The organism is Caballeronia hypogeia, from assembly GCF_001544875.2.
In the GTDB taxonomy this organism is placed as follows: Bacteria; Pseudomonadota; Gammaproteobacteria; order Burkholderiales; family Burkholderiaceae; genus Caballeronia; species Caballeronia hypogeia.
Genome location: NZ_FCOA02000007.1, coordinates 1 through 24002, shown reverse-complemented (window position 1 = coordinate 24002; position 24002 = coordinate 1). Strand labels below are relative to the sequence as shown.

Annotated in this window: 20 protein-coding genes and 3 pseudogenes; 12 read left to right on the top strand and 11 right to left on the bottom strand. The window is 58.7% G+C overall.

Going from position 1 to position 24002, the window contains the following annotated elements:
- The first annotated feature begins 689 nt into the window (after positions 1 to 689).
- On the top strand, positions 690 to 1157 hold the full coding sequence (locus AWB79_RS13070; RefSeq protein ID WP_061168044.1) for an SgcJ/EcaC family oxidoreductase: 468 nt from the start codon (positions 690 to 692) through the stop codon (positions 1155 to 1157).
- A 782-nt stretch (positions 1158 to 1939) separates the two neighbouring features.
- Here the strand turns inward: AWB79_RS13070 and AWB79_RS39470 are convergent.
- The gene (locus AWB79_RS39470) at positions 1940 to 2164 is read right to left on the bottom strand and encodes a hypothetical protein (RefSeq protein ID WP_157695759.1); all 225 of its coding nucleotides are present in this window, start codon (positions 2162 to 2164) and stop codon (positions 1940 to 1942) included.
- Between the two features lie 330 nt (positions 2165 to 2494).
- Positions 2495 to 3085, bottom strand: coding sequence for a BPSL1445 family SYLF domain-containing lipoprotein (locus tag AWB79_RS13060; RefSeq protein WP_061167860.1), 591 nt, complete (start codon positions 3083 to 3085; stop codon positions 2495 to 2497).
- Between the two features lie 510 nt (positions 3086 to 3595).
- Between AWB79_RS13060 and AWB79_RS13055 the strand changes: the two genes are divergently transcribed.
- A complete protein-coding gene (locus tag AWB79_RS13055; protein WP_061167859.1) occupies positions 3596 to 4774 on the top strand; it encodes a porin in 1179 nt (392 codons plus the stop codon).
- Positions 4775 to 5087: 313 nt separating this feature from the next.
- Here AWB79_RS13055 and AWB79_RS13050 read toward each other — a convergent pair whose 3' ends face one another.
- From AWB79_RS13050 to AWB79_RS40400, 4 genes and pseudogenes are all read right to left on the bottom strand, one after another.
- Positions 5088 to 5765 carry a carbonic anhydrase gene (locus tag AWB79_RS13050; RefSeq protein WP_061167858.1) on the bottom strand — a complete coding sequence of 226 codons (678 nt, stop codon included), beginning with the start codon at positions 5763 to 5765 and terminating at the stop codon, positions 5088 to 5090.
- A gap of 17 nt (positions 5766 to 5782) precedes the next feature.
- Positions 5783 to 7096 carry a DUF2254 domain-containing protein gene (locus tag AWB79_RS13045; protein WP_061167857.1) on the bottom strand — a complete coding sequence of 438 codons (1314 nt, stop codon included), beginning with the start codon at positions 7094 to 7096 and terminating at the stop codon, positions 5783 to 5785.
- A gap of 545 nt (positions 7097 to 7641) precedes the next feature.
- Positions 7642 to 8205 (bottom strand): lipid-binding SYLF domain-containing protein, encoded by a 564-nt coding sequence (locus AWB79_RS13035; RefSeq protein WP_061167855.1) that lies wholly within the window; start codon positions 8203 to 8205, stop codon positions 7642 to 7644.
- A gap of 452 nt (positions 8206 to 8657) precedes the next feature.
- Positions 8658 to 8774, bottom strand: a pseudogene (locus AWB79_RS40400) (IS110 family transposase); the annotation flags it as partial.
- 561 nt (positions 8775 to 9335) lie between these two features.
- On the opposite strand from AWB79_RS40400, the gene AWB79_RS13030 reads away from it, so the two are divergent.
- From AWB79_RS13030 to AWB79_RS13020, 3 genes are all read left to right on the top strand, one after another.
- Positions 9336 to 9551, top strand: coding sequence for a DUF2950 family protein (locus AWB79_RS13030; protein ID WP_061167854.1), 216 nt, complete (start codon positions 9336 to 9338; stop codon positions 9549 to 9551).
- Positions 9552 to 9900: 349 nt separating this feature from the next.
- Entirely contained in the window at positions 9901 to 10374 is a 474-nt protein-coding gene (locus tag AWB79_RS13025; RefSeq protein ID WP_061167853.1) for a glycine zipper family protein, read from the top strand.
- 33 nt (positions 10375 to 10407) lie between these two features.
- The gene (locus AWB79_RS13020) at positions 10408 to 11001 is read left to right on the top strand and encodes a hypothetical protein (RefSeq protein WP_061167852.1); all 594 of its coding nucleotides are present in this window, start codon (positions 10408 to 10410) and stop codon (positions 10999 to 11001) included.
- Positions 11002 to 11063: 62 nt separating this feature from the next.
- Here the strand turns inward: AWB79_RS13020 and AWB79_RS13015 are convergent, their stop codons facing one another.
- The 3 genes from AWB79_RS13015 to AWB79_RS13005 are packed head-to-tail and all read right to left on the bottom strand — an operon-like array spanning position 11064 to position 14699.
- Positions 11064 to 12122 (bottom strand): hypothetical protein, encoded by a 1059-nt coding sequence (locus AWB79_RS13015; RefSeq protein ID WP_232470894.1) that lies wholly within the window; start codon positions 12120 to 12122, stop codon positions 11064 to 11066.
- A gap of 37 nt (positions 12123 to 12159) precedes the next feature.
- The gene (locus AWB79_RS13010) at positions 12160 to 13413 is read right to left on the bottom strand and encodes an LssY C-terminal domain-containing protein (protein WP_061167850.1); all 1254 of its coding nucleotides are present in this window, start codon (positions 13411 to 13413) and stop codon (positions 12160 to 12162) included.
- Positions 13410 to 14699: an LssY C-terminal domain-containing protein gene (locus tag AWB79_RS13005; RefSeq protein ID WP_061167849.1), complete on the bottom strand. Its 1290-nt coding sequence runs from the start codon at positions 14697 to 14699 to the stop codon at positions 13410 to 13412. Before AWB79_RS13005 ends, AWB79_RS13010 begins: the two co-directional genes overlap by 4 nt.
- A gap of 1016 nt (positions 14700 to 15715) precedes the next feature.
- Here AWB79_RS13005 and AWB79_RS40395 point away from each other — a divergent pair.
- The 4 genes from AWB79_RS40395 (at position 15716) to AWB79_RS12985 (ending at position 19503) form a co-directional block, all read left to right on the top strand.
- Positions 15716 to 16063, top strand: coding sequence for a hypothetical protein (locus AWB79_RS40395; RefSeq protein WP_061167848.1), 348 nt, complete (start codon positions 15716 to 15718; stop codon positions 16061 to 16063).
- Between the two features lie 95 nt (positions 16064 to 16158).
- Complete coding sequence (locus tag AWB79_RS12995) at positions 16159 to 16728, top strand: BPSL1445 family SYLF domain-containing lipoprotein (protein ID WP_061168043.1); 570 nt, start codon at positions 16159 to 16161, stop codon at positions 16726 to 16728.
- A gap of 635 nt (positions 16729 to 17363) precedes the next feature.
- Complete coding sequence (locus AWB79_RS12990) at positions 17364 to 18662, top strand: TAXI family TRAP transporter solute-binding subunit (protein ID WP_061167847.1); 1299 nt, start codon at positions 17364 to 17366, stop codon at positions 18660 to 18662.
- A 205-nt stretch (positions 18663 to 18867) separates the two neighbouring features.
- Positions 18868 to 19503 carry a hypothetical protein gene (locus tag AWB79_RS12985; RefSeq protein WP_061167846.1) on the top strand — a complete coding sequence of 212 codons (636 nt, stop codon included), beginning with the start codon at positions 18868 to 18870 and terminating at the stop codon, positions 19501 to 19503.
- Positions 19504 to 19567: 64 nt separating this feature from the next.
- On the opposite strand, the pseudogene AWB79_RS38195 reads toward AWB79_RS12985, so the two are convergent.
- A pseudogene (locus AWB79_RS38195) lies at positions 19568 to 19792 on the bottom strand (transposase domain-containing protein); the annotation flags it as partial.
- Between the two features lie 180 nt (positions 19793 to 19972).
- On the opposite strand from AWB79_RS38195, the gene AWB79_RS12980 reads away from it, so the two are divergent.
- The 3 genes from AWB79_RS12980 to AWB79_RS38190 are packed head-to-tail and all read left to right on the top strand — an operon-like array spanning position 19973 to position 23191.
- Complete coding sequence (locus AWB79_RS12980) at positions 19973 to 21232, top strand: tyrosine-type recombinase/integrase (RefSeq protein WP_061167845.1); 1260 nt, start codon at positions 19973 to 19975, stop codon at positions 21230 to 21232.
- Positions 21229 to 22191: a tyrosine-type recombinase/integrase gene (locus tag AWB79_RS12975; protein WP_034473715.1), complete on the top strand. Its 963-nt coding sequence runs from the start codon at positions 21229 to 21231 to the stop codon at positions 22189 to 22191. Before AWB79_RS12980 ends, AWB79_RS12975 begins: the two co-directional genes overlap by 4 nt.
- A complete protein-coding gene (locus AWB79_RS38190; protein ID WP_074169365.1) occupies positions 22184 to 23191 on the top strand; it encodes a site-specific integrase in 1008 nt (335 codons plus the stop codon). Before AWB79_RS12975 ends, AWB79_RS38190 begins: the two co-directional genes overlap by 8 nt.
- 100 nt (positions 23192 to 23291) lie before the next feature.
- Here AWB79_RS38190 and tnpC read toward each other — a convergent pair.
- A pseudogene (gene tnpC, locus AWB79_RS12970) lies at positions 23292 to 24002 on the bottom strand (IS66 family transposase); the annotation flags it as partial.

Genomic DNA, 24002 nt, shown 5'->3' with positions numbered 1-24002 from the left:
CCAGCTTCGGCCCGACGTGGGATTTCGGCACTGGCGGGACCTGGGTGATACCGCCAAACGCCACCCATCCGATACTGAGGTGGCAAGTACAACCGTAGTTTTCCTGATGCCGTCAGCGAACGCAAGCGTGGGCAGATACTCGCTGCCTGAACAACATGATGCAGCGGCGCGCATCGTACCTGCGCGAACCATAGGCCACCCCTTGCGCGTCAGGTACCCCTAGATACGCCGCCTGCGACCGCGTCCTGGTCTTCGCGTAATGGCGCCGGTAGGCTGTCGATTAGCTGCGCGCGGCTGAAACTAAAAAGTCAGCGGTCGCGGCCGCCCAGGACACGTGGCCCACGTTGCTGGACGATTTGCCGACCATAGGGCATGAAGAAGGTCATTCTCGAGCGGCTCGCGACGCTGCCGCTGGCCAAAGGATAATAGCGGCGGCAACACAACGTTCAACCGGAGAGGCGTGCAGTATGGCGCCGTCAGGCTGAGGGAGGGGAGGATGTCAGTAGGCCTCGGTCTTGGCTCGGCCTGGTTTGCAAACGGAGGCAGACTCGGCCTCAGTGCCGGATGTGAAGGGATATGCAGCGGTTCAGATGGTGTTGGAAGTCGCTACCTTTTTGGCCTATAAAAATTACAGCGCAAGAGTTCCGGTCGCTTGGCCGTACGCGGGTTCGATGTTCAGGGAGGTCCTGATGCAATACAGCCTGCCAACCTTGTTTCCCGTCCTCGCAGTCGTCGTTTTGGCTGCCCACGGCAGCGCCTCTGCTAAAACCGAGGTCTGCCACCCTGCATCTGACAAGCAGATTGCTGCTCTTTTCGATCGCTGGAACGATTCGCTGAAGACTGGCGATCCGCAGAAGGTGGTCGACAACTACGCACCCCGCTCGATCCTGCTGCCGACTGTTTCAAACAAACCCCGTTTGACTGCCGACGAGAAACTGGACTATTTCAAACACTTCCTGGAAGGCAAGCCGGTGGGCACCATAGACTTCCGCGAGATCATGCTGGAATGCAACGCCGCGATCGACGCGGGGCTCTACACCTTCAAGTTCGGCGACGGCTCTGTCGTCAAGGCACGTTACACGTTCACCTACGTGTGGAACGGCCATAAATGGCTGATCACGAGCCACCATTCCTCAAAGATGCCGGAACCCGAGTGAAAGGGCCGGCGCCGAGGAAATGCGCAGCCTACCGCCAAAGGGCCGGCGCCGAGGAAATGCGCAGCCTACCGCTTTACAGGTCGGAACCCGACCTCGCGGACCGCCATCGTCCGTTCGGCTGCTCGTGGGTTGCTTTCGCTGCCCAAAAGCCATCGCCGTGTTGGCGTGCGACTCGGTCGAATAGACGTGATACCACCGCGGAGCATCGTCGGGCCTTGGCAAACTTGGCCAACGGGAGGGCTGGTCGCTCGGGACCCGTCGGAGCGCGAGACCACCAGTGGCAGGGCTCTTGTCACCATTCTCACACTGATCCAAACGCGCTGCGTTGTTTCGATGACAGTCGAGCCTTGCCGCCGCGCCGTCAGTGCCGGGCAACGGAACAAATATTGCAGTCCCGGGCACGTCGACTGCCGCACGCGGACAAAGCTCCCTGTTTATAACCCCACGTTCGTGGTCAAGCCTGTCGATTGATGCGTCTCCATGATGCATGGAGCGTCTGTTCGCACGCATCGTCCGAAGAGAAATGCCCGAGACGCTCGAACCTGATGGGTGGGATTACCGGCTCGTGGAAATTCGCACCGACGGAGAGACTTGGTGCGTGATCTGTGAAGTCTTCGACCGGGACGGGCGTCCCATCCGCGCGCACGGAAAATTTCGTGCCGCTAGCATGGGAAAGCGATGACACTTTGACGGGCGAGATGATGCTTGAGCGCATGCGCGCCGCGCTTCGCAAGCCCGTCCTCGATGGCAATGCGTTACCATCCAGCCCCGACTGGCCCGGGCTATGATCGTTGCTCATCGGGAAGCCGCTGGATGCGCAGATAACGCACCGCTTCACCGGGGCGCGGTCGAGAGAGATGTTCGCCTATCGCATAGCGCCTTTCCGGGTAATGGTCGACCACCAATGCAATCCCGTGCTCGGCACCCTGCGCGGTGACGGCAAGCGGCAACACGAGCGCGGCTGCGACCGGCAGGGCGCGCAACTGCGCATACAGAGAATCCATCATCGGCCTTGCGCCTCGGTTGCCGTCTAAGCTGGCGCGCAGGTTATCTGCGCGTAAGCGGCGGGACCGCGCCAGCCTAACGAAGAAAAGCCCGCATCGCGGCGAGACGATAGCGGGCGAAATAAGGAGATCTACACAGCGCGCCCAAAGCCAAGAGAACGCAGTAATAGCTTAGGTGCTTATCCAGTAACTGCAAGAAAAAAAGCCCGCGTATCTGACTCGAAAGTGCGGGCTAGTTCCACATCCAAGAGGCGGGACGAGGAGGAGACACATTGGTTTTAATTCTCATGCCTGCCGCGCCCAGACCGCTCAAGATCTCCACGTTACCGCCGCTCACTCGGTCAATCGCGACAGCTTGGTACCCTCCAGCGAGGCCTCAGCCATAAGGCCGGCGTTTGTCAATACGAAAGCCTGTACTGGCTTGCTCGCGGTCGTGGTGTCGATGGTTCCGTTGGCGCCCATCCTGACGAGCGCCACGGATGCATCGGCGCCGGCCGACCAGCCGTTCGAGCTTCGGAATTTGTTGAGCGCGTCCTGGGTCATGAACAGGAAAATGAGCGCTTTCGACTGCGCCCCTGCCTGTAGGCCGAACGAGCCAGAAGTCGTGCTGTAGTACCCGACAGTATGACCGCCCACCCGAAGCGACCCTTTGCCATACTGGGCGCCGACAACGAAGCCGGCCTGAATGACGGATGGGAACACGAGCACGCCACTGGCTTTAGCGACCAGTTCGCGGGAGCCACCCACCGTCGTGTAGAGACGCTGAAGCGTGCTGTCAACGTCGGCGTCAATAGACCGGTGCAGGTCAGCCGCACCCGCGGCCTGTTCGCTGCCAGCGTTCCTGTTGGTCGTGCAGCCCACTACTGCGAGGCCTACGAGTGCGAGGGCGGCAGCGGACGCGCGCATGAAACTCCGTCTTTGCATCGATGTTCTCCAACGTGGAATTGAAAAACCCCTTAGGCCCAAACGAGATGCTTGCGGAGTTTATAACGCAGCATCTCGAGGACGATCGACACAACTACGGTCGGTGGTGGCGAAACCCCGGCGAACGCGCCGGAAGAAAAAACACCCGCCGAAGCGGGTGAATCTGTGGAGTTTGATTACCCAGCTAAAGTTTCAGCCGAGCAGCCTTAGGTTAGCGGGAAACCTGCAAAAAACAAGTCGAAGAATAAATTGCGGCAATCCAAACGGCCGTTCGAATTAGAAGGATAACGAATGAAAACAATATCTTGCCCCGATAGCAGCACCGAATTTAAAGCGTGAACAGCAGCGCATGTTGCGCTCAAGCGACAAGGCCGCGCAACGCTATAGATTCGGACAGCGAAGTGCCGGTATTGTCTTATGGCGACAATGACTCGTCCGAGGAGACGAGAGTCGTGGGCACGGGGGCGTGAAGCGTTTAATGAAAACACTGTTCAAACCCTGGAGTAACGAATGAAGAGAACCCTGATAGCCAGCGCGGCGCTGGCTACGTTGGCCGGCGCGGCGCAAGCACAAAGCAACGTGACGTTGTACGGGCTGATCGATGCAGGCATCACCTACACAAACAGCCAGATCACCGGCACCGGAGCAGGTGGGCACAGCAACTGGCAGATGACAAGCGGGGGTGTGCAGTACAGCCGCTGGGGGCTGCGCGGAGCGGAAGATCTGGGCGGCGGATTGCAAGCAATCTTCAATCTGGAAAACGGCTTCAATATCAACAATGGCCAGCTGTCGTCGGCAAACCGCATCTTCAACCGCTTAGCATACGTAGGAGTGGCCAGCCGTGACTTTGGGTCGCTCACGTTGGGACGACAAACCGATGGGATGGTTGACTTCCTCGGGCCGCTCTCGTTGACCGGAACGCAGTACGGCGGGACGCACTTCGCGCACCCGTTCGACGTCGACAACCTGAACGACTCATTCCAGATCAACAATTCGGTCAAGTATTCGAGTCCGGATTTCGCCGGCTTCAAAGTCGGCGCACTCTATGGCTTCTCGAACCAGGCCGGTGGTTTCGCGAACAATCGTGCGTACAGTGTCGGCGCGTCGTACAGTTGGGGACCGTTGAACTTTGGCGCGGGGTACCTCCATCTGAACAACTCCGCCGCCACTCCGGCACAACTCAATACGGGCGGGGCAGTCACCGATACGCTTGGAACCTCGTTATCGGGCACCCTCACTCCAACGGCGGTACCGTTGGGCGCACTCGCACGCAGGCAACAGACGTGGGGCGGAGGCGTCAACTATGCGTTCGGTCCGTTGGTCGCGGGTTTCGTCTACACTCAAACGAATCTGACCGAACTGTTCCTGACTGGCTTCAACACCCACTTCCAGAACTATGAGGGCAACGTTCGGTTCGCTTTAACACCGGCCGTTATGCTGGCGGCCGCCTACACCTACTCGCGCGCCGGAGGCAACGCCGCCGGGGGTGCTCCGCACTGGAATCAAGTGAGCGCGCTCGCGAACTACGCTTTCTCGAAACGCACGGACGTCTATATCCAAAGCACCTATCAAAGCGTGAGCGCGAGGGCTGGTAACCCTCTGGGAGTCGCCTGGATCAACGGTGTCGGTTCACCCGCATCAACGTCGAACCAAGTTGAGGCTACCGTGGGCGTACGTCACCGTTTCTAAGTTGTAAGCTTCCATCCGGGTGGGTCGTGTTATGAGTCGGCAACCGCTGATTTCAGTTCGAATCCGTGACCAGAGCCGGGACGACCTCTCACGGAACGGGCCCCTCTTTCCCGGTTAGACGCGTCTCGGCGATCTCCGGGCGTCAGTCCGCCCCCTTTCACCGTGAATCAAGTGTCGGCTCCCCACAGACAGCGGTCCTTCGTTCGCAAAAGATCTCAGTCGCGTTTCCAATTAGCCCTCATTGCACGACCATTCTCGCCGCGGCTAGCCCGCCGACCCAGGATGGGAATTATGGAGAAGATCTTCGTGCACTTCACCGCGCGCGCGCAGCAAGGCGCGCAATTATCCGATCAGCCATTGCGCGGTCGATGACTTCGAATGAGCGGGTCCTGCGCTCATACGCGTACATGTCGCCACTCGCAATATCGAACCACCAGCCGCTCAACACGAGTGCGCCCGCGGCGACTTGCTGGTGGACTATCGGGTATGTCATCAGATGCTCAAGCTGCACAAGGACGTTGAGTTGCGACAATTGATCGTGCGGTTTCAGCCTTTCATCGAGCGGACCTTCGTTTTCGAGGCGAAACGCTGCGTTGTTGGCGTGATACAGCCATTTATCTAAGTTCGGCGCTTTCAGCTTGGCGTTGCGTGTATACACGGCTTTCATCGCACCGCACTCGGAATGCCCGCACACAACAATATTCGAGACTTTCAACACCAGCACTGCGTACTCAATCGCGCTTGCCTCGGAAAGGTCGCCGGTAGAGACTCCTTCCGCAGTCGCCGGCGGTATCAGGTTGCCAACGTTGCGCATCGTGAACAGATCGCCCGGATGGGTCGAGGCAAGCAGGTCCGGGACAACCCGACTGTCCGAGCAAGTGATGAAGAGCGCATCAGGTGTCTGCGCGAGCGCCAGTTTGGTAAACTGGTCCGCGTATTGCGGCAGCAGTTTCTCGCGGAATTCAACGATGCCCATTATAAGTTTTTCCATGGTTTTTTCCGAATGGGCTAGTCATGTGCTGTCGAGGTGGCGGAGCCTCCCAGCCCCTGCGAGTCGGGGATACGGGCCAACGCCAGATCCTCGGGAAACGAGAACATCGAGACGATCGTGCGATCGAGCAGTGCCAACTCGACGCGCAATGCGTCGTGACGATGTTCCGGTAGGCACTGGACGAGATTCTCAATCGCAGCACGCAAACGACGCGCGATTTGAATGCTGCCTCCGCCGTATTGTCTTATTTCGCAAAAACACAGATGTACGAAGTCTTCCCAATTGGGCGTCCGTAGGATAACCCGAACCTGCCCTGACCTATCCACAATCTCCTCGATGTGCAGCGACCGTTGGCCCACCACACGCAATAGTCGGTGCACCTGGTCGATAGCAAGCACGGCCGTGGTCGGATCGTTGATCGCCGCCGACAGCGCTTTGAGCGCAATATCGACCAGGATGCGAAACGCGAACATAGGATCCTGCTCCATCGTTCGTTCCGTCCCGAAAGCGACCAGTGTGCGTAGCCTTTTCTCATCGATTGCGCCAGAATTCCCGTACAAATGAAACATGGGTTCGCCCACAGCGACGAAATCACCGACTTGCGGTACAAATTCGATAACTGAGTCAGTGCGCCGCGCCTTGGCCACCAGCCTTTCTAAGTTCACGGCCAGAACGATGCCAGATTCGCCGCGGTGAAGGACAATGCGATTAGGTACGCTTCGCTCTTTATCACTTTCCAGCGGGATAGATGCACCGCTAGTCGGAGCGGGGTAGACGCTTTCTATGACCGCCATCCCGTGCTTCCCAACGCGTGCTACGAGGCTTACAGGACGCAGAGATTTCGCGGCGTAGTCAATCAGAAAGAGGAACGCGACGACCGAAGCGAATCCGAATATCGCTGCAATGAACACTTGAAGTTGGTGTACCTCGTTTTCACCCATCCAGCCCAGTGTTCTATCGGCGAACAGCATCGTGAAAACGAACAGTCCGGAGATGCTACGGATCACGTTATCGCGCAGCAGTGTGGTCGCGATTATCCGGGGAGTGTACTGCCCGCCAGCGACCTGGATTGCGACGAGCAACGAACCGAACGTGAACACCAGAAACCCCAGGTCTGCGGAAACGATGTCACCGAGCAACGACCGCGCCCCAGTCATAGAAAGCCCAAGAAAGCCGGTTTTCGGATCCAGGATCGCTTGCCTGATCATCCATCTTCCTAGCATTTCGGTCAGAGGTTTGACCACGGCATAGATCGCGACTGCCATGAGCGGCACAGCCCACAGCGAGGATCTTAGGTAGCTCTTTAAGCTGTACCAGCGATTCCAGCCCATGTTTGCTCTCCCCTAAGATCCATTTGCAGCAGAGACCAGCGTCTTCGCGGTTTGGCAAGCCGCATGCACATCTGTTGGCGCGTACGATGCATGGCAAGGACCGCTCGCTAGCCCTCGTTTTGACGGTAACGGCTTGCTCGGCATCTGTCACCATCCAGATCGTCCGCGCATCTGCAGGATCGTTCTTGTTACCGATGTCGAAGGCCTTAATGAACTTTGCGGGCATCAATTTGACTCTGTGCCCCATCTTGGACAGCGCGCTGGTCAGGCGCTGGGCTCCCGCAAGCTTCCATCCCGATTAGAGACACGGTGCGCAAATGCTCGAGACACGCCGACCGCCTGCTCGACCTGTGCACGGTTTCGGCCATAATTACGGCCACTGTCGTATCGTTCACTTTGGATCCTCTGGTTACCAGTGAAGACCTCGTGGTCTTCCCATGTCGGCACTCTGACGTGAGGATCCACCGCATGCGCACCTTCCAGGCTGGCGGCGCCGTTCATATAATTTCGCGCCTTGTCGGCGCATACCTTTTATCAAGCGAAAATCAACGAGGCTTGTAGGAGAATTTCTGGCCGCCAACGCTTGCCTCATACATCAGCCCACCCTTGGCCACCGTGAATACCGCCATCCCTTTTCGATAGGCGCCCGTAGTTTTGGCATCTTTCTTACCGCCGCTTACATTAGCAGACGTGCCCGCCGTGCCTGCCTGTGCGCCAGCTGCGGCAGTGATCGCGATCGCGTTGACATCTGCACCGAATTCAAAGTTGCCATTGATGAATTCTTTGAGGGATCGTTCGTCCTGGAACAAGATGAGTTCACTGTATACTTGGCCGCCTAGTTGCAAGCCGACAGTGAGCTGAGTCATGGATGTATCGCCGATATATTTCCCTTTCTCATAGACGCGGCCCTTGCCGTGGGCGCCGCCGATGCCGACCCCGGCCTTGCCAATCTTCGGAAACACAGCGTAGCCATAGGCACTGTGCAGAAGATTGCTGCTTTCTCCCGCATTTTTGAACAGGTTGAGGGTGGCCGTATATTCGTCTGCAAGAGCAACGGAAGTAGGCAACATCAAAAGGATTGTGAGCGTCAGTATCAGACGTTTGAGCATGATGTGTTCTCCATGGATTGATCGTATTGGCGCACTGCCGACCTACACCCACCAAATCGGCGCTTTTGACTCCTGGTCCCCGTTCACACAATCGGTCTGAATATCGGAACTGCACGACGCCGAGGACCTTCGTGTGAAGTCAGTCCGCACAAAAAGGCCCGCGGAAGCGGGCCCGGAAAGCCGCGAGTCACGGTTGCAAAGACGAAAGTCGTCCGTGAGCGGTCGACGCGCCTCAGTGCTCTGAATTCGCGCCGACTTTCAGTATAGGCTGCGTTTCTCGCCGGTGCGTTATATTCCGTCGCCGATCGCGAGACTGGTAAGCTTTTTAATCAAACATAAGTCCGCCGCCCGGTCCGCGGGCCTATTTGAGGCCGGCGACGAAATCCATCACTTGCTGCACGCCTTGCCAGATGGTCTTCATCAGTTGCCCGCTGTAGCGCGAGAATTGCCTACTGTGCTTCTGTTTTAACGGCAACAAACCGCGCATCGGGCTGCTGATCAGCTGTCCAGATCGCCCGCGCGGCGGCGTCAGTCTTGTCACCCGAAACGAAGGCGCGCACCGAGCGGGGGGCAATGAGCCTCAGTCGTGGTCGAGGTTCTTCAGTTGTCCAGCCCTGAAGCGTGCGGCTGCCGTTCGCTTTTACCACAAACTACGAAGGCTCGCGCCTAGTAAAGAATTCGATGACCTGGTTGCGTTTTAGTTTGATGCGCTGAATTGTCCTCGACATTGACTGGCACAGCGACTCCTCATGGTCCAATTGATAAGTGTGTCACAAATGTTCCCTTACCAGCGACGCCGCGCGAATTAGGTGACGTTTAAATGAATTATTTCTTAAGCGGCTTGGGAGAACTGGTCGCGGGCGACCTCCATATTGGAACGCGGGCTGATTGGTGAATCGCGAGCCACGTCGAAAATGTGTTGGTTCCGTTCACTAAAAACCGCTTGTATTGCTCGGGATATGTTCTTAAATTACGGGAGTGATGCTCGACACTTTTATTTTTGCCGACGAGACAAAAGCACAAGAGGAAGTCCGTGTCAGCTCAAGATGCCGGGACTGCCGTGAAACGTGTGAGTCCAGCGATTGAAGTTGCGGTGATCTCATTCGCGATGGGCGCGGCCGCAGAGCGATATGAACAAACGGATCACTGCGGCGCACAGTGGCAGTAATGATGAGATCGTGAAGATTCGGATGCACGTCGAGTCTTACATATTAGATCCCCGCGTCGGCGCGAAGGAGCGCGAAGCGATCAAGGTGTTGAGCGCCTATTTCGATGCGAAACGTGAGTACACTTCGCGCGACGGATGGGCGACGGCGTGCCGCAATACCCGCTCGCTGCGCCGATAGCCTCGAGCGCCCATTCGATACGCATCGCACTTCCCGCGACGCATGCCACGGCTACACTTTCGCATCCGAAGCTGCAAGGCAAGAATGCACCGGGCGGTGCTTTCAGCTGTGTGATCAACGGTCGCTGCTCGCGGGCTTCGCGATGGTCGCCTACACGGCGTAATACGGCACGAGCGAAGTGACGACGTTCATCTGAGCAGCAACAGCGGCGTTTATCAGAAGGATAGCGGGAAATCCCGAGCACCGACGGAACGCGGCGATCCCGATGCGTCGCCTGGCCGAGAGGACGAGCCCATTGGACCCTACATGTCGCATGTCGAACGCTCAAAAACGAGTCAAAGGAGTCGGCATGAATGCGAAGAAAACTCACCAGCTGTGTGTCGCGCTGATGATGCTGCTCGCGCTGGATGCCATTGCGCAAAGCAAGCCGATACCGTATCCGGCGAAAGGCCAAAGCGCTCAGCAACAACAGAAGGACGACGGTGCGTGCTACAGCTGGGCGAAGAGCAACACGGGCATTGACCCCGCGACGGCTTCTGCGGCGCCCCCGCCACAGAGCGGTCCGGCGGTGGGCGGCGGAGAACGTGTCCAGGGAGCCGCGCGCGGCGCGGCGGGCGGCGCAGTAGTCGGGGCCATTGCGGGCGATGCGGGAAAGGGCGCGGCGGTCGGCGCGACAGCCGGCACGATGGTGGGTGGTTCACGCGCACGACAGAACCGTCGCGCGCAGCAGGCGAATACGCAAGCGCAATCACAGGGCGCGATGGACACCTACTACCGCGCTTATGCGGCCTGCATGCAGGGCCGTGGCTATACGATCAAGTGAAATTGCCCATTCATTAACTCAGGAGCAGCAATAATGAAGCGCATGAGCATGAGCCTTTTTGTCGCAGCGTGTCTAGTGCTATCCGGAACAGCATGGACCGCCGAGCCTGAGACCAACGTGAACGTGACAAAGAGCGAGAATGGAGCATCCGTGCAGGGCACCTCGAAGGTGACCGCTACCATCGTCGGCATCGACGCCGCCACGCGCACCGTCACGCTCAAGACGCGTTCCGGCAAGGTGATCGAGCTGGAGGTCACGGACGAGGTACGCAATTTCGACCAACTGGCTGTGGGCGATACCGTGAAGGTCGCCTATCACGAATCGCTGAGCCTGAGCCTGCTCGACAAGAAGAGCGAGGCATCGCGGACTGAGAGCCAGTCCGCGGAACGCTCGGTTCCGGGCGCCAAGCCGGGAGGAACAGTCGGGCGCGAAGTGACGGTTATCGCGGACGTCGTCGCGGTGAATGCCAAGACGCAGATGGTGATGCTCAAGGGCCCCAAGGGCGACACGATCGATCTTCGTGTGGAAGACCCCGAGCGTCTCAAGCGCGTAAAGAAGGGCGATCAGATCAAAGCTGTTTACACCGAAGCATTGGCCGTATCCGTCGAACCGGCCACGACAAAGTAGAACCGGTGAGCATGATGCTTTGAGACCGCCGGGTCGACCCGGCTTTGCGCAGGTGCGCAGCGTCACTTTCCGGAGGTCGCGAGATCTTCCTCGATGAAGCGCAGAATTGCTTCAGTCAGCGCCTCACGAGGATAGGCATTCTGCGTGACGAACAGCGCGGCGATTGTGCTGTGCGTTCGGGCAATGGGCACGGCCAGTGCCCAATGGTCGGCATTCACAAAGGCGAGCAGCGCGCTTCCCGGTACGATTTGATCGTAGAAGATAACTTGGCTATCGTTGCGCGCATCGATTTGCGAAAGTTTGTCGTAGCTTGATTTGAGTATCGACGATATGCGTTCCGGCTGGGGAAACGTGACGAGCGAGAAATAGCGTAGCTCTTTTGGTAGGGGATGCTGCGCCATCCAGGCCTGGCGTGTCGCCGGACGCAGGCTTTCTACGGCGCCGCCGTCGCCTGAGGTACAGGTAGCGCTGGGAAAGTACCGCAGCAGGTCGGCCTGATACTGCTCTGCATCGTTGGCGAGCGCCGATCCGCCAACCGCGCCCGCCGCGCTCACGACGGCCGCCACTCGGCTTCGGATCTCCGGATACTCGACGACAGCCTCCAGGATGTCGGCGGCGCCCTTTGAGTAACCGACCAGCACGAGTACACCTGGCTCGCTGGACAGTTGCATCGCCAGAATGGCGTCGCGGATCTGACGTGCGTTGTTCTTCGAACTCGACAGGCCGTCGACGTTGAGCATGATGGCGTCGTATCCAAATTGCTGCACATGTTTCGCGACGGCGTTCTGCGAATTCAACCACGGCTTGAAACAGTCATAACCGATGCCGGGAACCACTGCCGCGATGAGGTGACGCTTCGATTCACCCAGATCCACAGGCGCACCAGTGCCAGCGGGCTCGGTACCGACGCGTGTCAGTGCGTCTTCACAGGGACGGTAGTCGGGAAGCGCCTTGCCGTGTGCTTCGAGCACCGCGCAGAATGTCTCGCGAAAGCGTGACCGCTTGTCCAGCACACCCGCTTGAGATGCGGGAACGAGCGCGAGCGGAGGCGTATTCGTCGTGTAGGGGACGAGCGGCTTCGTTGCGCACGCCACGAGCGCAAGGCAGGCAAGAGCGGCCATAAGACGGGCAACGCCTCTGCGTGGCCTGATGACGGAGCTATTCGCCGGCATCGCCCTGCTCCTCGCGTGCACCGGTTTCGCGCTGCTCAAGGTAAGGCACCCAGTCTAGAATCTGCACGTTGGTGAAGTTGAGCGGGCGGGTGGCGAAGAACATGACGGCGCGCAGCCCATTGGTGTAATACGACGCGCCGTTCAACGTTGTTCGCGGGTTTGCGGGCGGCGCCGCGCCTACGCCGTACACGAAGCCGAGCTGCTCCAGACCACCCGAATACATCATGTCCTGGATCAGAAAGTTGCGCGCCTCGTCGACGTCGCCATGCAACGCGGGGCTTGCCGCATCGTGATGCGCGAAGCGGCCGCCGATGGGTCGTCCACATTGCGCCAGATACACCCAGCTGCCGTTGTACCGGATTGGCGCGAGCCATGCGCGCAACGTAGTGGAAGGCGCGCCCCCTTGCGCTTCCTTGCGCAGGACGACGTCGGGTCTGCGTCCAAACAGCGCTTGGGCAAGGTCCGTGTCACGCAATTCGCGACGATAGCCGCGCCGAACCATTGCAGTGCCTATATCGCCCAGCGTACCAATGATAATCACGTTCAGCGGGTCCGCTTCGGTCGTGCCTTTTGCATCGGTGGCGCAACACGGCATTCGTTCGAGCGCCGTGCGTAATGAAGCAAGATCGTGATAATCGATGATTTCAGACTCCGAGTACCGGAACGGTATCAGCGCAAAACGCGCGTCTCCGGCGTCGTTCGGTACCGGCAGGAACAAGGAGAAAGGGATCAGCGTTTTGCTGCCGAACAGATCGATATTGACCAACTTGATTTGCCGGTCCGGGTTGGTGAACAGGAACCCGGAACGCGTTTCGCCAGCGGGGATGGGATTTCTGAATCCCAGCTTGTTCAGGTGATCGTCGATACTTGCATTCGTCGCACTTCCGAGCAGCGCGTGCATGGACCACGCTACTTCGAGCGGCGAGAAGTAATCCGGATCGGTTCCGGAGTGGAGCAACCACAAGTTCTGCGAAGTCCGGTTCTCAACTTCGACCCAGACCGGCTGGATATTGGCCTTGGTGATATCGGCGCCGAACATGCGCTTGCTGTCGTCGGCGCCCAGCACGGCCACGCTGACATGCGCATCCTGCTTCGTTGCGCTTACGGCACGCTCGCGCAGAGGCGCGTCGTCGATGCTGGTTGCCGCCGTCCATGTCGCGCAGCCCGCGAGCGCCGACGCGAGGAAAACGCAGCCGGCGGCACGCTTGAACGCCTGTCGCAGCCACGCCGACGCGCTCATCGCTTTGCTCCCGAGGGCAGGGCGTTGAGCCGGGCGGCAGCTTCCCACTGAAAGAATTCGATCTCGGAGAGCGACGTCGGCTGCCGGTCGAACACGAGCACCGCTCGATAGCCGTCAGTGTAATACGGATCCGTCGTAAGATTCTGACGCGTCGTGCCTTGCGGGGCGGCACCGACGCCCCGGACGAATCCGATCTTCTGCAGATTTTGCGAATAGGCCATGTCCTCGGTGAGCGCTGTGCGCGCCTCGTCGACATCCGGGTCGATCTTGTGCGTCGTGAATGTCGGCGAGTGCCACGTAAGCCGCACCCCGATGTCCCGGCTGATCTGTCCGACCCACACAGGCTTCCCCCGGTAGCGCATTGGGGTTAGCCAGAGCCGTAAGTGATTGCGCTGGTGAATCGTGTCGCGTGCTTTTTGCAGCGCAAGATCCTGCGCTCGGCCGAAGAGATACAGATCGCTGACCGGCGCATTGATGTAACGCTCGCCGGAGAGCGCGGACGTTACTGTCTTCGTGATTGCGCCCGACCATTTCTCTTCGGTCGGCGTCCAGCCGCGCCGCACGAGTGCGGGAAACGCATCATCGAGGCCACCCACGATGACGAGATTGAGCGGATCGCCATTTTTCGAACCGTCCTCGTTGGTCGCGCAACAGGGTAGTGCTTCGAGCGCCGAGCGGAAGGCGTCATCGTCCGTGTAATCGACGATTCTTTCAGGCGGATAGATCTCGCGGCGAAACACGGCGCTGACATGATAATCGGCATGGAAGCCGGGCACGACCATCAGGATCGAGAATGTCTTTGCGCCACCGCTCGCAACGAGATCGAGCTGAACGAGCTTCGCACCTTCACGGAGGTTCGTGAGCACGAATCCGGATACGGTTCGCCCAGGCAGGACCGGGTTGTGAAAGGCGAGACGGCGAAAGCGCTGGTCAAGTTCGTCCTTGGTAACGAGTGCCTTGCTGTCAGCAAATGCTTCGGCCGCTTCGGAGGCCGGGAAGAAGTTTGGATCGAGGCCCGGTGACATCAGGAAATAGCTGACCGGATCGTCGTTCTGCACCTCGATCCAAACGGGCTGAATCCCTTTTTGCGATAGTGGCACGCCATAGACCCCAACGCTGTCTTCGGCCGAAAGCACCGAAGCGTAAACCCTGAGATTGCCTTCCGCGCGGGTCATGGCGCGGCTCTTATAGTTCAGAGCGCTGTCGTTCTGCGGTGTAGTGGCGCAACTGCACAGGAACAAGGCGATAACAACGGCACTCAGCAGTCGATTCACGATGCGGTTCATCGCGTCACCTCTTTTCCGCGAGTCGGGGGGCTCTCAGCGGGCTAGTGTGAATTGATATTCGCTCTGCCAAGGTTCTTCGTGATGCGTATGGATTATAGTGTCCGGGCCGGCCGCGTCACTATTAACGAGCGCCAGGAGCAGCGCTTCGTATGAACGGAGTCACCGACCTCCGGGTGGACTTGTCAAGGGCACAATTCGCACGCCTTTGGTGGAAAACCAAACGCATACCGCCTATATTGCATGAAAAGATCAGCGCCTGCCCGCCCCCGTTTTCATACCATCAACCTGGAAGAATTCAGCAGTCGTCTAAAAGCCACGAGCTCTGTGCACCGCGGGACTGTCTGACCTCTTACAACAGTCAGATTGTTCAAGGACGTTGATGACGGCAGCCACGCTTTCGGTTGGTCGACATATCGCGTGACGGTCTACTGCATTGGTAAAACAGACGGCTCCGCCCGAGTGCGACCGGCTTCTTCCGGTTTCGCTCAAAGCCCGCGCCGGCTTGATTAAAACGAAGAGAGCGAGAACTCGGACCAGGTGTTCCGATTATGAGCTTTGTCGTGTAGACGCTGGCGGCGAACGGAATTGCTTTCTGCGGTCGCTGCTGCAACACAACGAAACGAGCGCTACGAACGCGAAATCAGCGGCCGGCTTTCATTGGCAAGCCATATGTGCTGCTGGTTCTTCAATTCGAATCGCCCCGTTTATGCTGATGGGCGACCATGAGGCAACGCGCGTACATCTGCGCGGATTTGTTGTCGCCTTAGCCGAGAAAGGGGGGCGCTATTCAAGTGCAACGTTGCGCAATAACGAGAAAGCACTATGTCCACGGAGCAGGTAGCGGCTTCTTCACGGCCGATCGCATTCCTGGAAAACGCAGTGAACGCGCATCAGGCGATCATGCGAACACATTGTCCAGAAGCGTGCGAACAGCCGTCGTTCCGAACTTTTGCGCATGTCAACCAGAGCCTACGATAAGGCGATGGAAATGGAAATTCAACAGGAGGGTGATAAAAATGAAATTGCTACCGCTTCTCGTCGTAACCATTGCAGTGTCAGCCTGTGCAACTCAACCCATGCCTCCGAGCGCGCAATCGGTCGGGGAAAGTCAACAGTCGGTCGCGGCAGTCTCGCAATGCATCGCTCAGAGATGGGCGAATCAGTCACAGCAACAAGTGATATCGCAAGTGATCGTGGCGAACAATCAGGCGATGGACGTCTATGTTCCGGGCCAGCGGCCGCCGGATGGCGCAGCCGCGCTCGTGCGGCCGTCCTGGACAGGCAACAGCAAAACGTGGGTGGGCTTTCGCCCGGGTGCCGGAGGTAGCGGCGACGCCGGCGGCGCTGTTGGCAGCTGCCTCTAGCCAGTGCGTCAGCCGACGCGTCTTCGTTTCTCTATGAGCAGCAACTCCAGACGCTTCAAATCTCAATCTTGCACAGTTCGATCGAGGAGAGTCTCATGAATCGTCGCACCTTCTTTTCGCTCACTGCTATCGCCCTCGCCAGCTCGCTGGCCGCTTGTGGCTCGACCTCGACGCCGACCGAAGCAGCCAGCAAGCGCAAGGAAATCGATGCCGGCGTCGATGGCGCCCTCAACAAGCTCTACAGTTCGACACCGGGCGCGCAGGCGCAAGCCGCCAAGGCCAAGGGTATCCTGGTCTTTCCGTCGGTGCTTGCCGCAGGCCTGGTGGTCGGCGGCGAGTACGGCGAAGGCGCGCTCCGTCAGGCAGGCACGTCCGTCGGCTACTACAAGACCAGTACCGCTTCCTTTGGCCTGCAGATTGGCGCCCAGTCCAAGGCGGTGATCATGATGTTCATGACCCAGGACGCGCTCGAAAAATTCCGCACGAGCGATAAGGGTTGGACAGCGGGCGTGGATGGCTCGGTAGCGGTGGCCAAGACCGGCGCGAACGGTGCGCTCGACACGGCAACGACGAATGCGCCGATTGTTGGGTTCGTGCTGACGAACTCCGGCCTGATGGCCAATCTCAGCTTCGAAGGAACAAAAGTTAGCAAGCTCGATATCTGATAACCGAACGGCTATACGGTGCGTCGAATCATCGGTGACGATCGGGTGCGATGGGGTGAACGCAGGAAAGCGCCATACCGCACCCTCCCTCGGCATGTATTTCTCGTGGTGCACTTCTACGGCGGCAGATTGCATGCGCTTTAACGACAATGGAGCGTGGCGCCTTCAACGCGGGGCTCAAGCCTAAATTGGATGAGGCGGGTAGCAACGCGACGGTGCGCGTCGATGAACGTTGTATGTTGCTGCCGACGCCAAAATGAACTTGTTGCCGACGGGCTACCGATGCATCAAAGCATCGCCTGCCGGGGGCGGCGTGGATGGATTGAACACGTCGTCATTTGGTCCTTTTGGAACTGACCGGGCCCAAGCGGACGATTTCATCGCGCCGCATTTAACGGGACTCGACGAGATGAACGACAGCTGCACTCTGGGAACGGTTACATCCGCAGGAAGTTGGTGAATGTCGCTTCGGGGTATGCGTCGACTGGCCGGTCCGTAATCAAGAAGCGGGTGATAGCGGAGGCTGAGCGGGCGCGGGTTTTTCATGCATGCCTCGCACGGTGAGACATGACCGTAAAAGATGGCAAATGATGCCCAGGCACAATCCAGCGCTGCAACGCAGCCAGAAAACCCCCATGACACCAGCGAGGCGGCGCCTGCTGACCATCGGCCTGATCGTTCTGTCGGCAGCCTCCGGCTGGATGATGATGATCGTGGTCGAACCCGCTTTCCAGCGCACCATCGTGATGACCAGCGGCGCGGACAACGGCATTTATCGCGGCTTTGCGGATCGCTACGCGCCCATCTTAAAGCGTGCGGGCATCAAGTTGGATATACGCGGTTCTTCCGGCTCGGTGGAGAATTACGAGCGATTGAGAGAGCCGAAGAGCATCTACGATGTCGGGTTCATCCAGTCGGGCACCGTGAGTCCGAAAGAGACCGACAAACTGCAGACGATTGCCGCTGTGTCGTATGAACCGATCTGGGTGTTCTATCGTGGCGAGACTTCAGTCGATCAGCTCTCGCAATTGCGCGGCAAACGAATTTCCTTGGGCGTTCCCGGCAGTGGCCTGCTCAACGTCGCGCAGTTGCTGCTCGGCTATAGCGGCGTCACGAGCCAGAATTCCACACTACTGCAAATGGATGCGCCCGCGGCTTATCAGCGGCTCGAAACCGGGCAGATCGACGCTGCTTTCTTCATTGGGCGGCCGGACGCCGAGATGCAGAAGACGCTGCTGAACAGCAGTCTCAAATTGATGAGTTTCTCGCAGGCCGATGCGCTGGTTCAGAAAATCCCGTCGCTTGCAAAAATCATCTTACCGCGCGCATCAACGAGTGTCGCCGAAGACCTACCGCGCACCGACGTCACGCTGCTCGGGGCAACAGCGCTGCTCGTATCGAAAGACACAATGCATCCGGCGCTCATCTATATGCTGCTCGACGCGGCGCGCATCGTCCATGGTCATGAACATTACTTCACGCCGCTTGGCACGTTTCCGAACACGAACACCGAAGAATTCCCGATCTCCGATGATAGCGTTCGCTACTTCAAATCCGGCCAGCCGTTCCTGTACCGCAATCTGCCGTTCTGGCTCGCGAGTCTGATCGAACGACGGCTGTTGATCCTCGTGCCGTTCGCGGCGCTCCTCATCGGTCTGCTTCAGGCATTGCCGCGCATGGTCGAGACTCGGATGAGAAAGCGGCTCGTGGTCTGGTATCGCGAGATCAAAGCACTAGAAGATGAAGTGTGGAACAGCACCGCGCCGACCCGCTCGCAAATTGCGCAATGGAGCGACGAAATCGAGAGCATCGACGCGAACGTGAGCCGGATACGAATTCCCTATCGATATTTTCAGGACGTCTATGCTCTGAAACAGGCGATCGGGGTCGTGCGAAACCGGATAGCGCATGTGGCGCAGAGTGCGAAGGGTTAGCAGCACGTCGCTCACGCACGATCGCTCGACGCCATCGATATGGCGCTGTTGAGCAGCGTCCTTAGGAGCAGGCGGAAACTAGAAGGGACTGTTCGGAGCCCGCCGCCTTCGACAATGCTGTGCCAATGGCGCGCGCTGACCTATCGTGATAGTGAGAGCTTGACAAAGACATGCGCGCAGACGCGTTTAACGAGACCGGGGGGACATGAAAGCGAAGGTCGCCGGTCTGGCCGCCTGCCTTATTGCATTCGCCACAACGGCGGCGAATGCCGCATTCCGGTACGACGAATTCTGGGGCTATGTCGCGCCGTCGATGGCTCAGTCCGGGGCATCCGCGTCAGATCCTAGGCCGTCTGTCTATGACCAAATGCTGGTTGAGAAAGGCGTCGATCCAGCTTCCGAAAAAGGGCAGCTGATTCTCGCTTGGATCGCGCACATTAACAGCGATCCGGCGGTCGCCGGCAACGTCCAGCGCATGAGCAATCTCATGCTGAATCCGGGCGCGCTCGCCAAGGCGTTGGCCGACGGACTCGGACGCATGGCGCCCGCACTGCGTCTGCAGTACGTCGCGCTGATCGCCACGGTATTCGACACTCTCCTTCCGCCCGACTGCTTCGGCCTATACAAGATGGACGCGGTAAGTGACCGAGTCTCGCTGAACGCGATGTCCGATGCGGATTTCGACGGATACTTCCGCATGCTGCTGGCGGCGCTTCGCGCGGCGCACACCGGGACCACGCTCGACACGCCCAGCCCGCAGCAATATGAGCAGGCGGAGACAAGCCGTAAGCGGCTCGTCAGGGCCGGTCCCCGATCCGCGCGCGCGTGGGGCATGATGTGAGAGCATGGGGAGGTCCTGGTAGATCGCGTGAGATCGTGGACACGATCTGTCTGGATCTACCCAGTCAAACGGTGGGCGTGGGCGCAGCTGCCGGCTTCAGTTTGTCGGCCACGTTCCAGGGAAGCAGTTCGTTGATGCGGTTGACCTTGTGGTCAGCAATATGTGTGAGCACGTATTCGAGATAGGCACGTGGGTTGATTTCGTTGAGTTTGCACGTGCCGATGAGACTGTACATTGCCGCCGCGCGCTCACCGCCGCTGTCGGAGCCAACGAACAAATAGTTTTTCCGACAATGCACATAATTGCATTGTCGGAATAATGCGCAGCTGCAAATTATGCGGAGTTTGCATCGTACGGCTCGTCACGCGCGCCAGTGCGACGCGCCTTGCAGGGATCTGTGGCGTGCAGCAAACTGCACATAAAAAAGATGCTTTCCTGTTTGGGTTGTTACACATTCAGGAGAATCATCATGATCGGCTTGGTTCCTCTTCGACCGCAGCCTCAGGCGTGGTTGTGGCGCAGCGTCCTTTCTCCTTTCGCAGAGCGCTACTGCGAATATCTCGTTGATACCGGCTACGCGGCCGGCACCGTCAACCGCTACGTGAGGTGCGCCGCGCACTTTGCGTATTGGCTTACAACGCACCGTATAGCCGTAGCAAGTGTCGACGATCGACTTGTCTGCAGGTTCGTGAACGACCATTTGCGGCGATGTACCTGCCCAGATCCGATTCCGAGGTGTCGGACAGACGTGAGTGCTGCACTTCGGCATTTGCTGGTCGTGTTGGGCGCGTGCAATGTCCCTCGGTTTCTGCAGGCAGAACCGGATTCGGTGCAACAGGAGGTGTGTGGCTTTACTGACCACCTCAAGGACGTTTGCGGTCTAGCCGAATGCACGCGATATCAGCGTGGTCGAATCATTCGCGATTTCTTGCGTCAGCGCTTTGGTCGCAAACACATCGACATGGAGCAGCTAACGATTCGGGATATCCGTCGTTTCGTTACGCGCTACCCTGACGGGTGCAATGCTGGAGCCGCTCACGTAGCGGGCGTGACGTTGCGCAGTTATCTGCGATTCAGGACCATGCAATATAACGACCAGGTCGAAGAGCTGATCGCGGCAGTACCGAACGTGGCTGGATGGAGGTTGGCGGCGCTGCCTGAAACGCTTTCGGATGCAGCGATTGAGCAGTTCCTGAACTCCTTCGATCTCGCGACGGCGTCCGGCTTACGTGATTACGCAATGGCGCGCTGCCTGGCTGATCTTGGGTTGCGGGCTGCGGAAGTCGTGCAAATCCAACTCGACGATTTAAACTGGCGCGAAGGCACGCTGCAAATCCGTCGCACCAAATCGCGACGGGGCTACGTCATTCCGTTGCCCGAGCCAACAGGTCGTGCGATCGCCGACTATATCCGGTTAGCCCGAAGGAAGACGACGACCTCCCGTGCTCTCTTTGTCCGGCATTACGCACCCGCCGACGTTCCGTTGGGAACCGGGCGCGTCCATCAGGCCGTGCATGCCGCATATGTTCGCTGCGGCTGGACTAAACAATCTGGAACCCATCTTCTGAGGCACAGCGTGGCCCGACGGCTGCTTCGTTCCGGCTCGTCGTTGAAGGAAGTGGCTGACGTATTGCGCCATCAAAGCATTGACACCACCGCGATCTACACGAAGATCGACCTGCGAAGCCTGGAGGCCGTGGCGCTTCCCTGGCCGGGGAGAAAATCATGAAACGTCCCGTCAAATCGGCACACACAATGGTATCGCTGGTGGAAACGTATCTCGCAGAGCGACGCTGTCTCGGCTTCGACCTTGCGATCTCGGGGCAGGTGCTGATGAACTTCGCCCGCTTCGCGGATACGGCGCACGATCGCGGTCCGATCACCGAAAGTATGGCCCTTGCCTGGGCACACTCGACACCGAGTCAAAGGTCCATCACCTGGGCGCGTCGGATCGAGGTAGTGCGCCCCTTCGCGAAGTACCTCAGGCAGTTCTACCCCGATACGGTTGTTCCGCGACGCGACTTGTGCGGGCGGGCCCATCGTCGTCTGGCGCCGCACATCTACACGGAGCGGGAGCTCGGCGAACTCCTCACGGCGTCGGCGGCGATGTTACCCGTCGGTTCGATCAGACCGCTTACATATGAAGCGCTGTTTGGTTTGATTGCGGCAACCGGCTTGCGTATCTCGGAAGCCATCAATCTCTCTCGAGACGACGTGAATCTTGCTGAGGGCACGCTCACGGTGCGCGAGACGAAGTTTCACAAGTCGCGCCTTATTCCGATGCATCCTACCGTAACTCTGGCCATGAAGCGTTACGCTGCTCGCCGTGCGCTGGTCGTCGCCGCAGAGCCGTGCGATTCGTTCTTTGTGAATCTTGATGGTAGGAAGTTGCAGGCCCGAACGGTGCACTGGGTGTTCGGTCGCCTTCGCGAGCAACTCGGGTGGACTTCTCGGGGTGACCACGCGTTGCCTCGAATCCATGATCTTCGCCACACGTTCGTGTGCCGGTGCATCCTCAAGTGGTATCGGGACGGCGTGAACGTCGACAACCGGATGATTGCGCTGTCGACATATCTGGGGCACGTGAAGCCGAGCGATACCTACTGGTATCTGACTGCGGTTCCCGATCTCATGGAAATCGTGAGCCGGAAATTTGCGTGCTTTGCCGAAGGGGTACGTCATGACTAAAGCCTGCCTAGTTCCTTCCTTCGCGACGCTCCTGCAGGACTTCTTCGTCGAACGGTTGATGCAGCAACGCGCGGTGAGCCCGGAGACGATATCGAGCTACCGCGATTCGTTTCGTCTGTTTCTTCAGTTCGCATCGGATCGCCTTGGCAGGTGCCCAACTGATCTGAAGCTGTCGGACATGGATGCGCCGCTAATCTTGGCGTTTCTGCGACATCTCGAGGTTGAGCGGCGCAACAGCACGCGGACCCGCAACGTTCGACTCGCAGCGTTGCGCTCGTTCTTGAAGTACGCGGCACACCGTGACGTCGCGTCGTTGGCCGTTATACAGCGCGCACTCTCCGTGCCGATGAAGCGGTGCGATAAACCTATGGTCGGATTCCTGTCACGTGAAGAGATTCAGCAACTGTTGACGGCGCCTGACCCAGACACCTGGTCGGGTCAACGCGACAGGGTTCTGCTGGCAACGATGTATAACACGGGGGCGCGCGTCTCGGAGATGTTGGCACTACGCGTCAGTGATGTGGTGCTGGGTACATCACCCTTCGTTCATATTCTTGGCAAAGGACGCAAGGAACGAACGGTGCCTTTATGGCGATCCACGGCCAGGCTCATCAAGGGGTGGTTGCCGCAGATCCAGGATGCATCAAGTCAGAGGCTCTTTCCAAATCGATCGGGAAACGCGATGACACGCTCCAATGTCGCCGATCGAATGAGAATTGCCGTAACGCGCGCGAAGGACCAATGTCCGCAACTCGCCAAACGGCGTGTTTCTCCGCATCTGGTTCGTCACGCGACTGCCATGCATCTACTTCAATCAGGCGTCGACCTCTCGGTCATCGCCTTGTGGCTGGGACACGAAAGCCCATCGACAACACACTGCTATATGGAGGCCGATCTCACGATGAAGCAGCGAGCGCTGAGCAGGATTCAGCCACCGGAAGTGAAGAACCGTCGCTATCGACCACCGGACCGCATCCTCCAGTTCCTTGAGTCGCTGTAATTATGCGTAGCTCGCCGAACCGCGAATCCCTGCGGATCGCGTCAGCGACTCGCATGGCACTCTTCGACAATGAGTAACTCCGCATAATTTGCAGCTGCGCATTATTCCTGCCCAACGCTACACAACGCAGGGCATTTTCTGCAAGCACATTGCTGATCTCGGCGCGTCCGTCCTCACAGTAGAACGTGAGCGCCGTCCAGTGGTTCAGCGAGTAGTTGATCGCGCCCGTAAGCGTAGACTTCTTCGACAGCGTCCCAAGCTTGGCCCTGATCGTCGATTCGAACGTGTTGAGCAGAGGCTTGCTCTTCTCCTGCCGCACACGCAACCGCTCATCGGGAGGTTTGCCGCGAATGTCAGCTTCGATGCTGTAGAGCTCGCCGATCATCTCGAGCAGTTTCTGGGTATCCGGAGTCGGCGTACGCTCGTGAACGTCGAATATGTACCTCCTCGCGTGATCCCAGCATGCCGCTTCGAAGACGTCGCCGCTTGCGTACAGCTGGTCGAAGCCGGCGTAGGCATCTGCCTGCAGGATTCCCTTGAAGTTGGCGAGGTGTGTTTGTGGATGAACACCCTTGCGGTCCGACGAGTACGTGAACCAAACTGCCGCAGGCTCCGTCGAGCCCGAGCGTCGGTCGTCGCGCACATAGACCCAGAATCGGCCGGTTGTCGTCTTCTGATTGCCCGGTGTGAGGACGGGAACCGTCGTGTCGTCGCCATGGAGCTTGCCGGCAGCGAGCACGTAGCGCTGGATCGCCTCGACCAGCACCATGCAGAGTTCAACGATCTGGCCGACCCAGCGGCCCATGCTGGC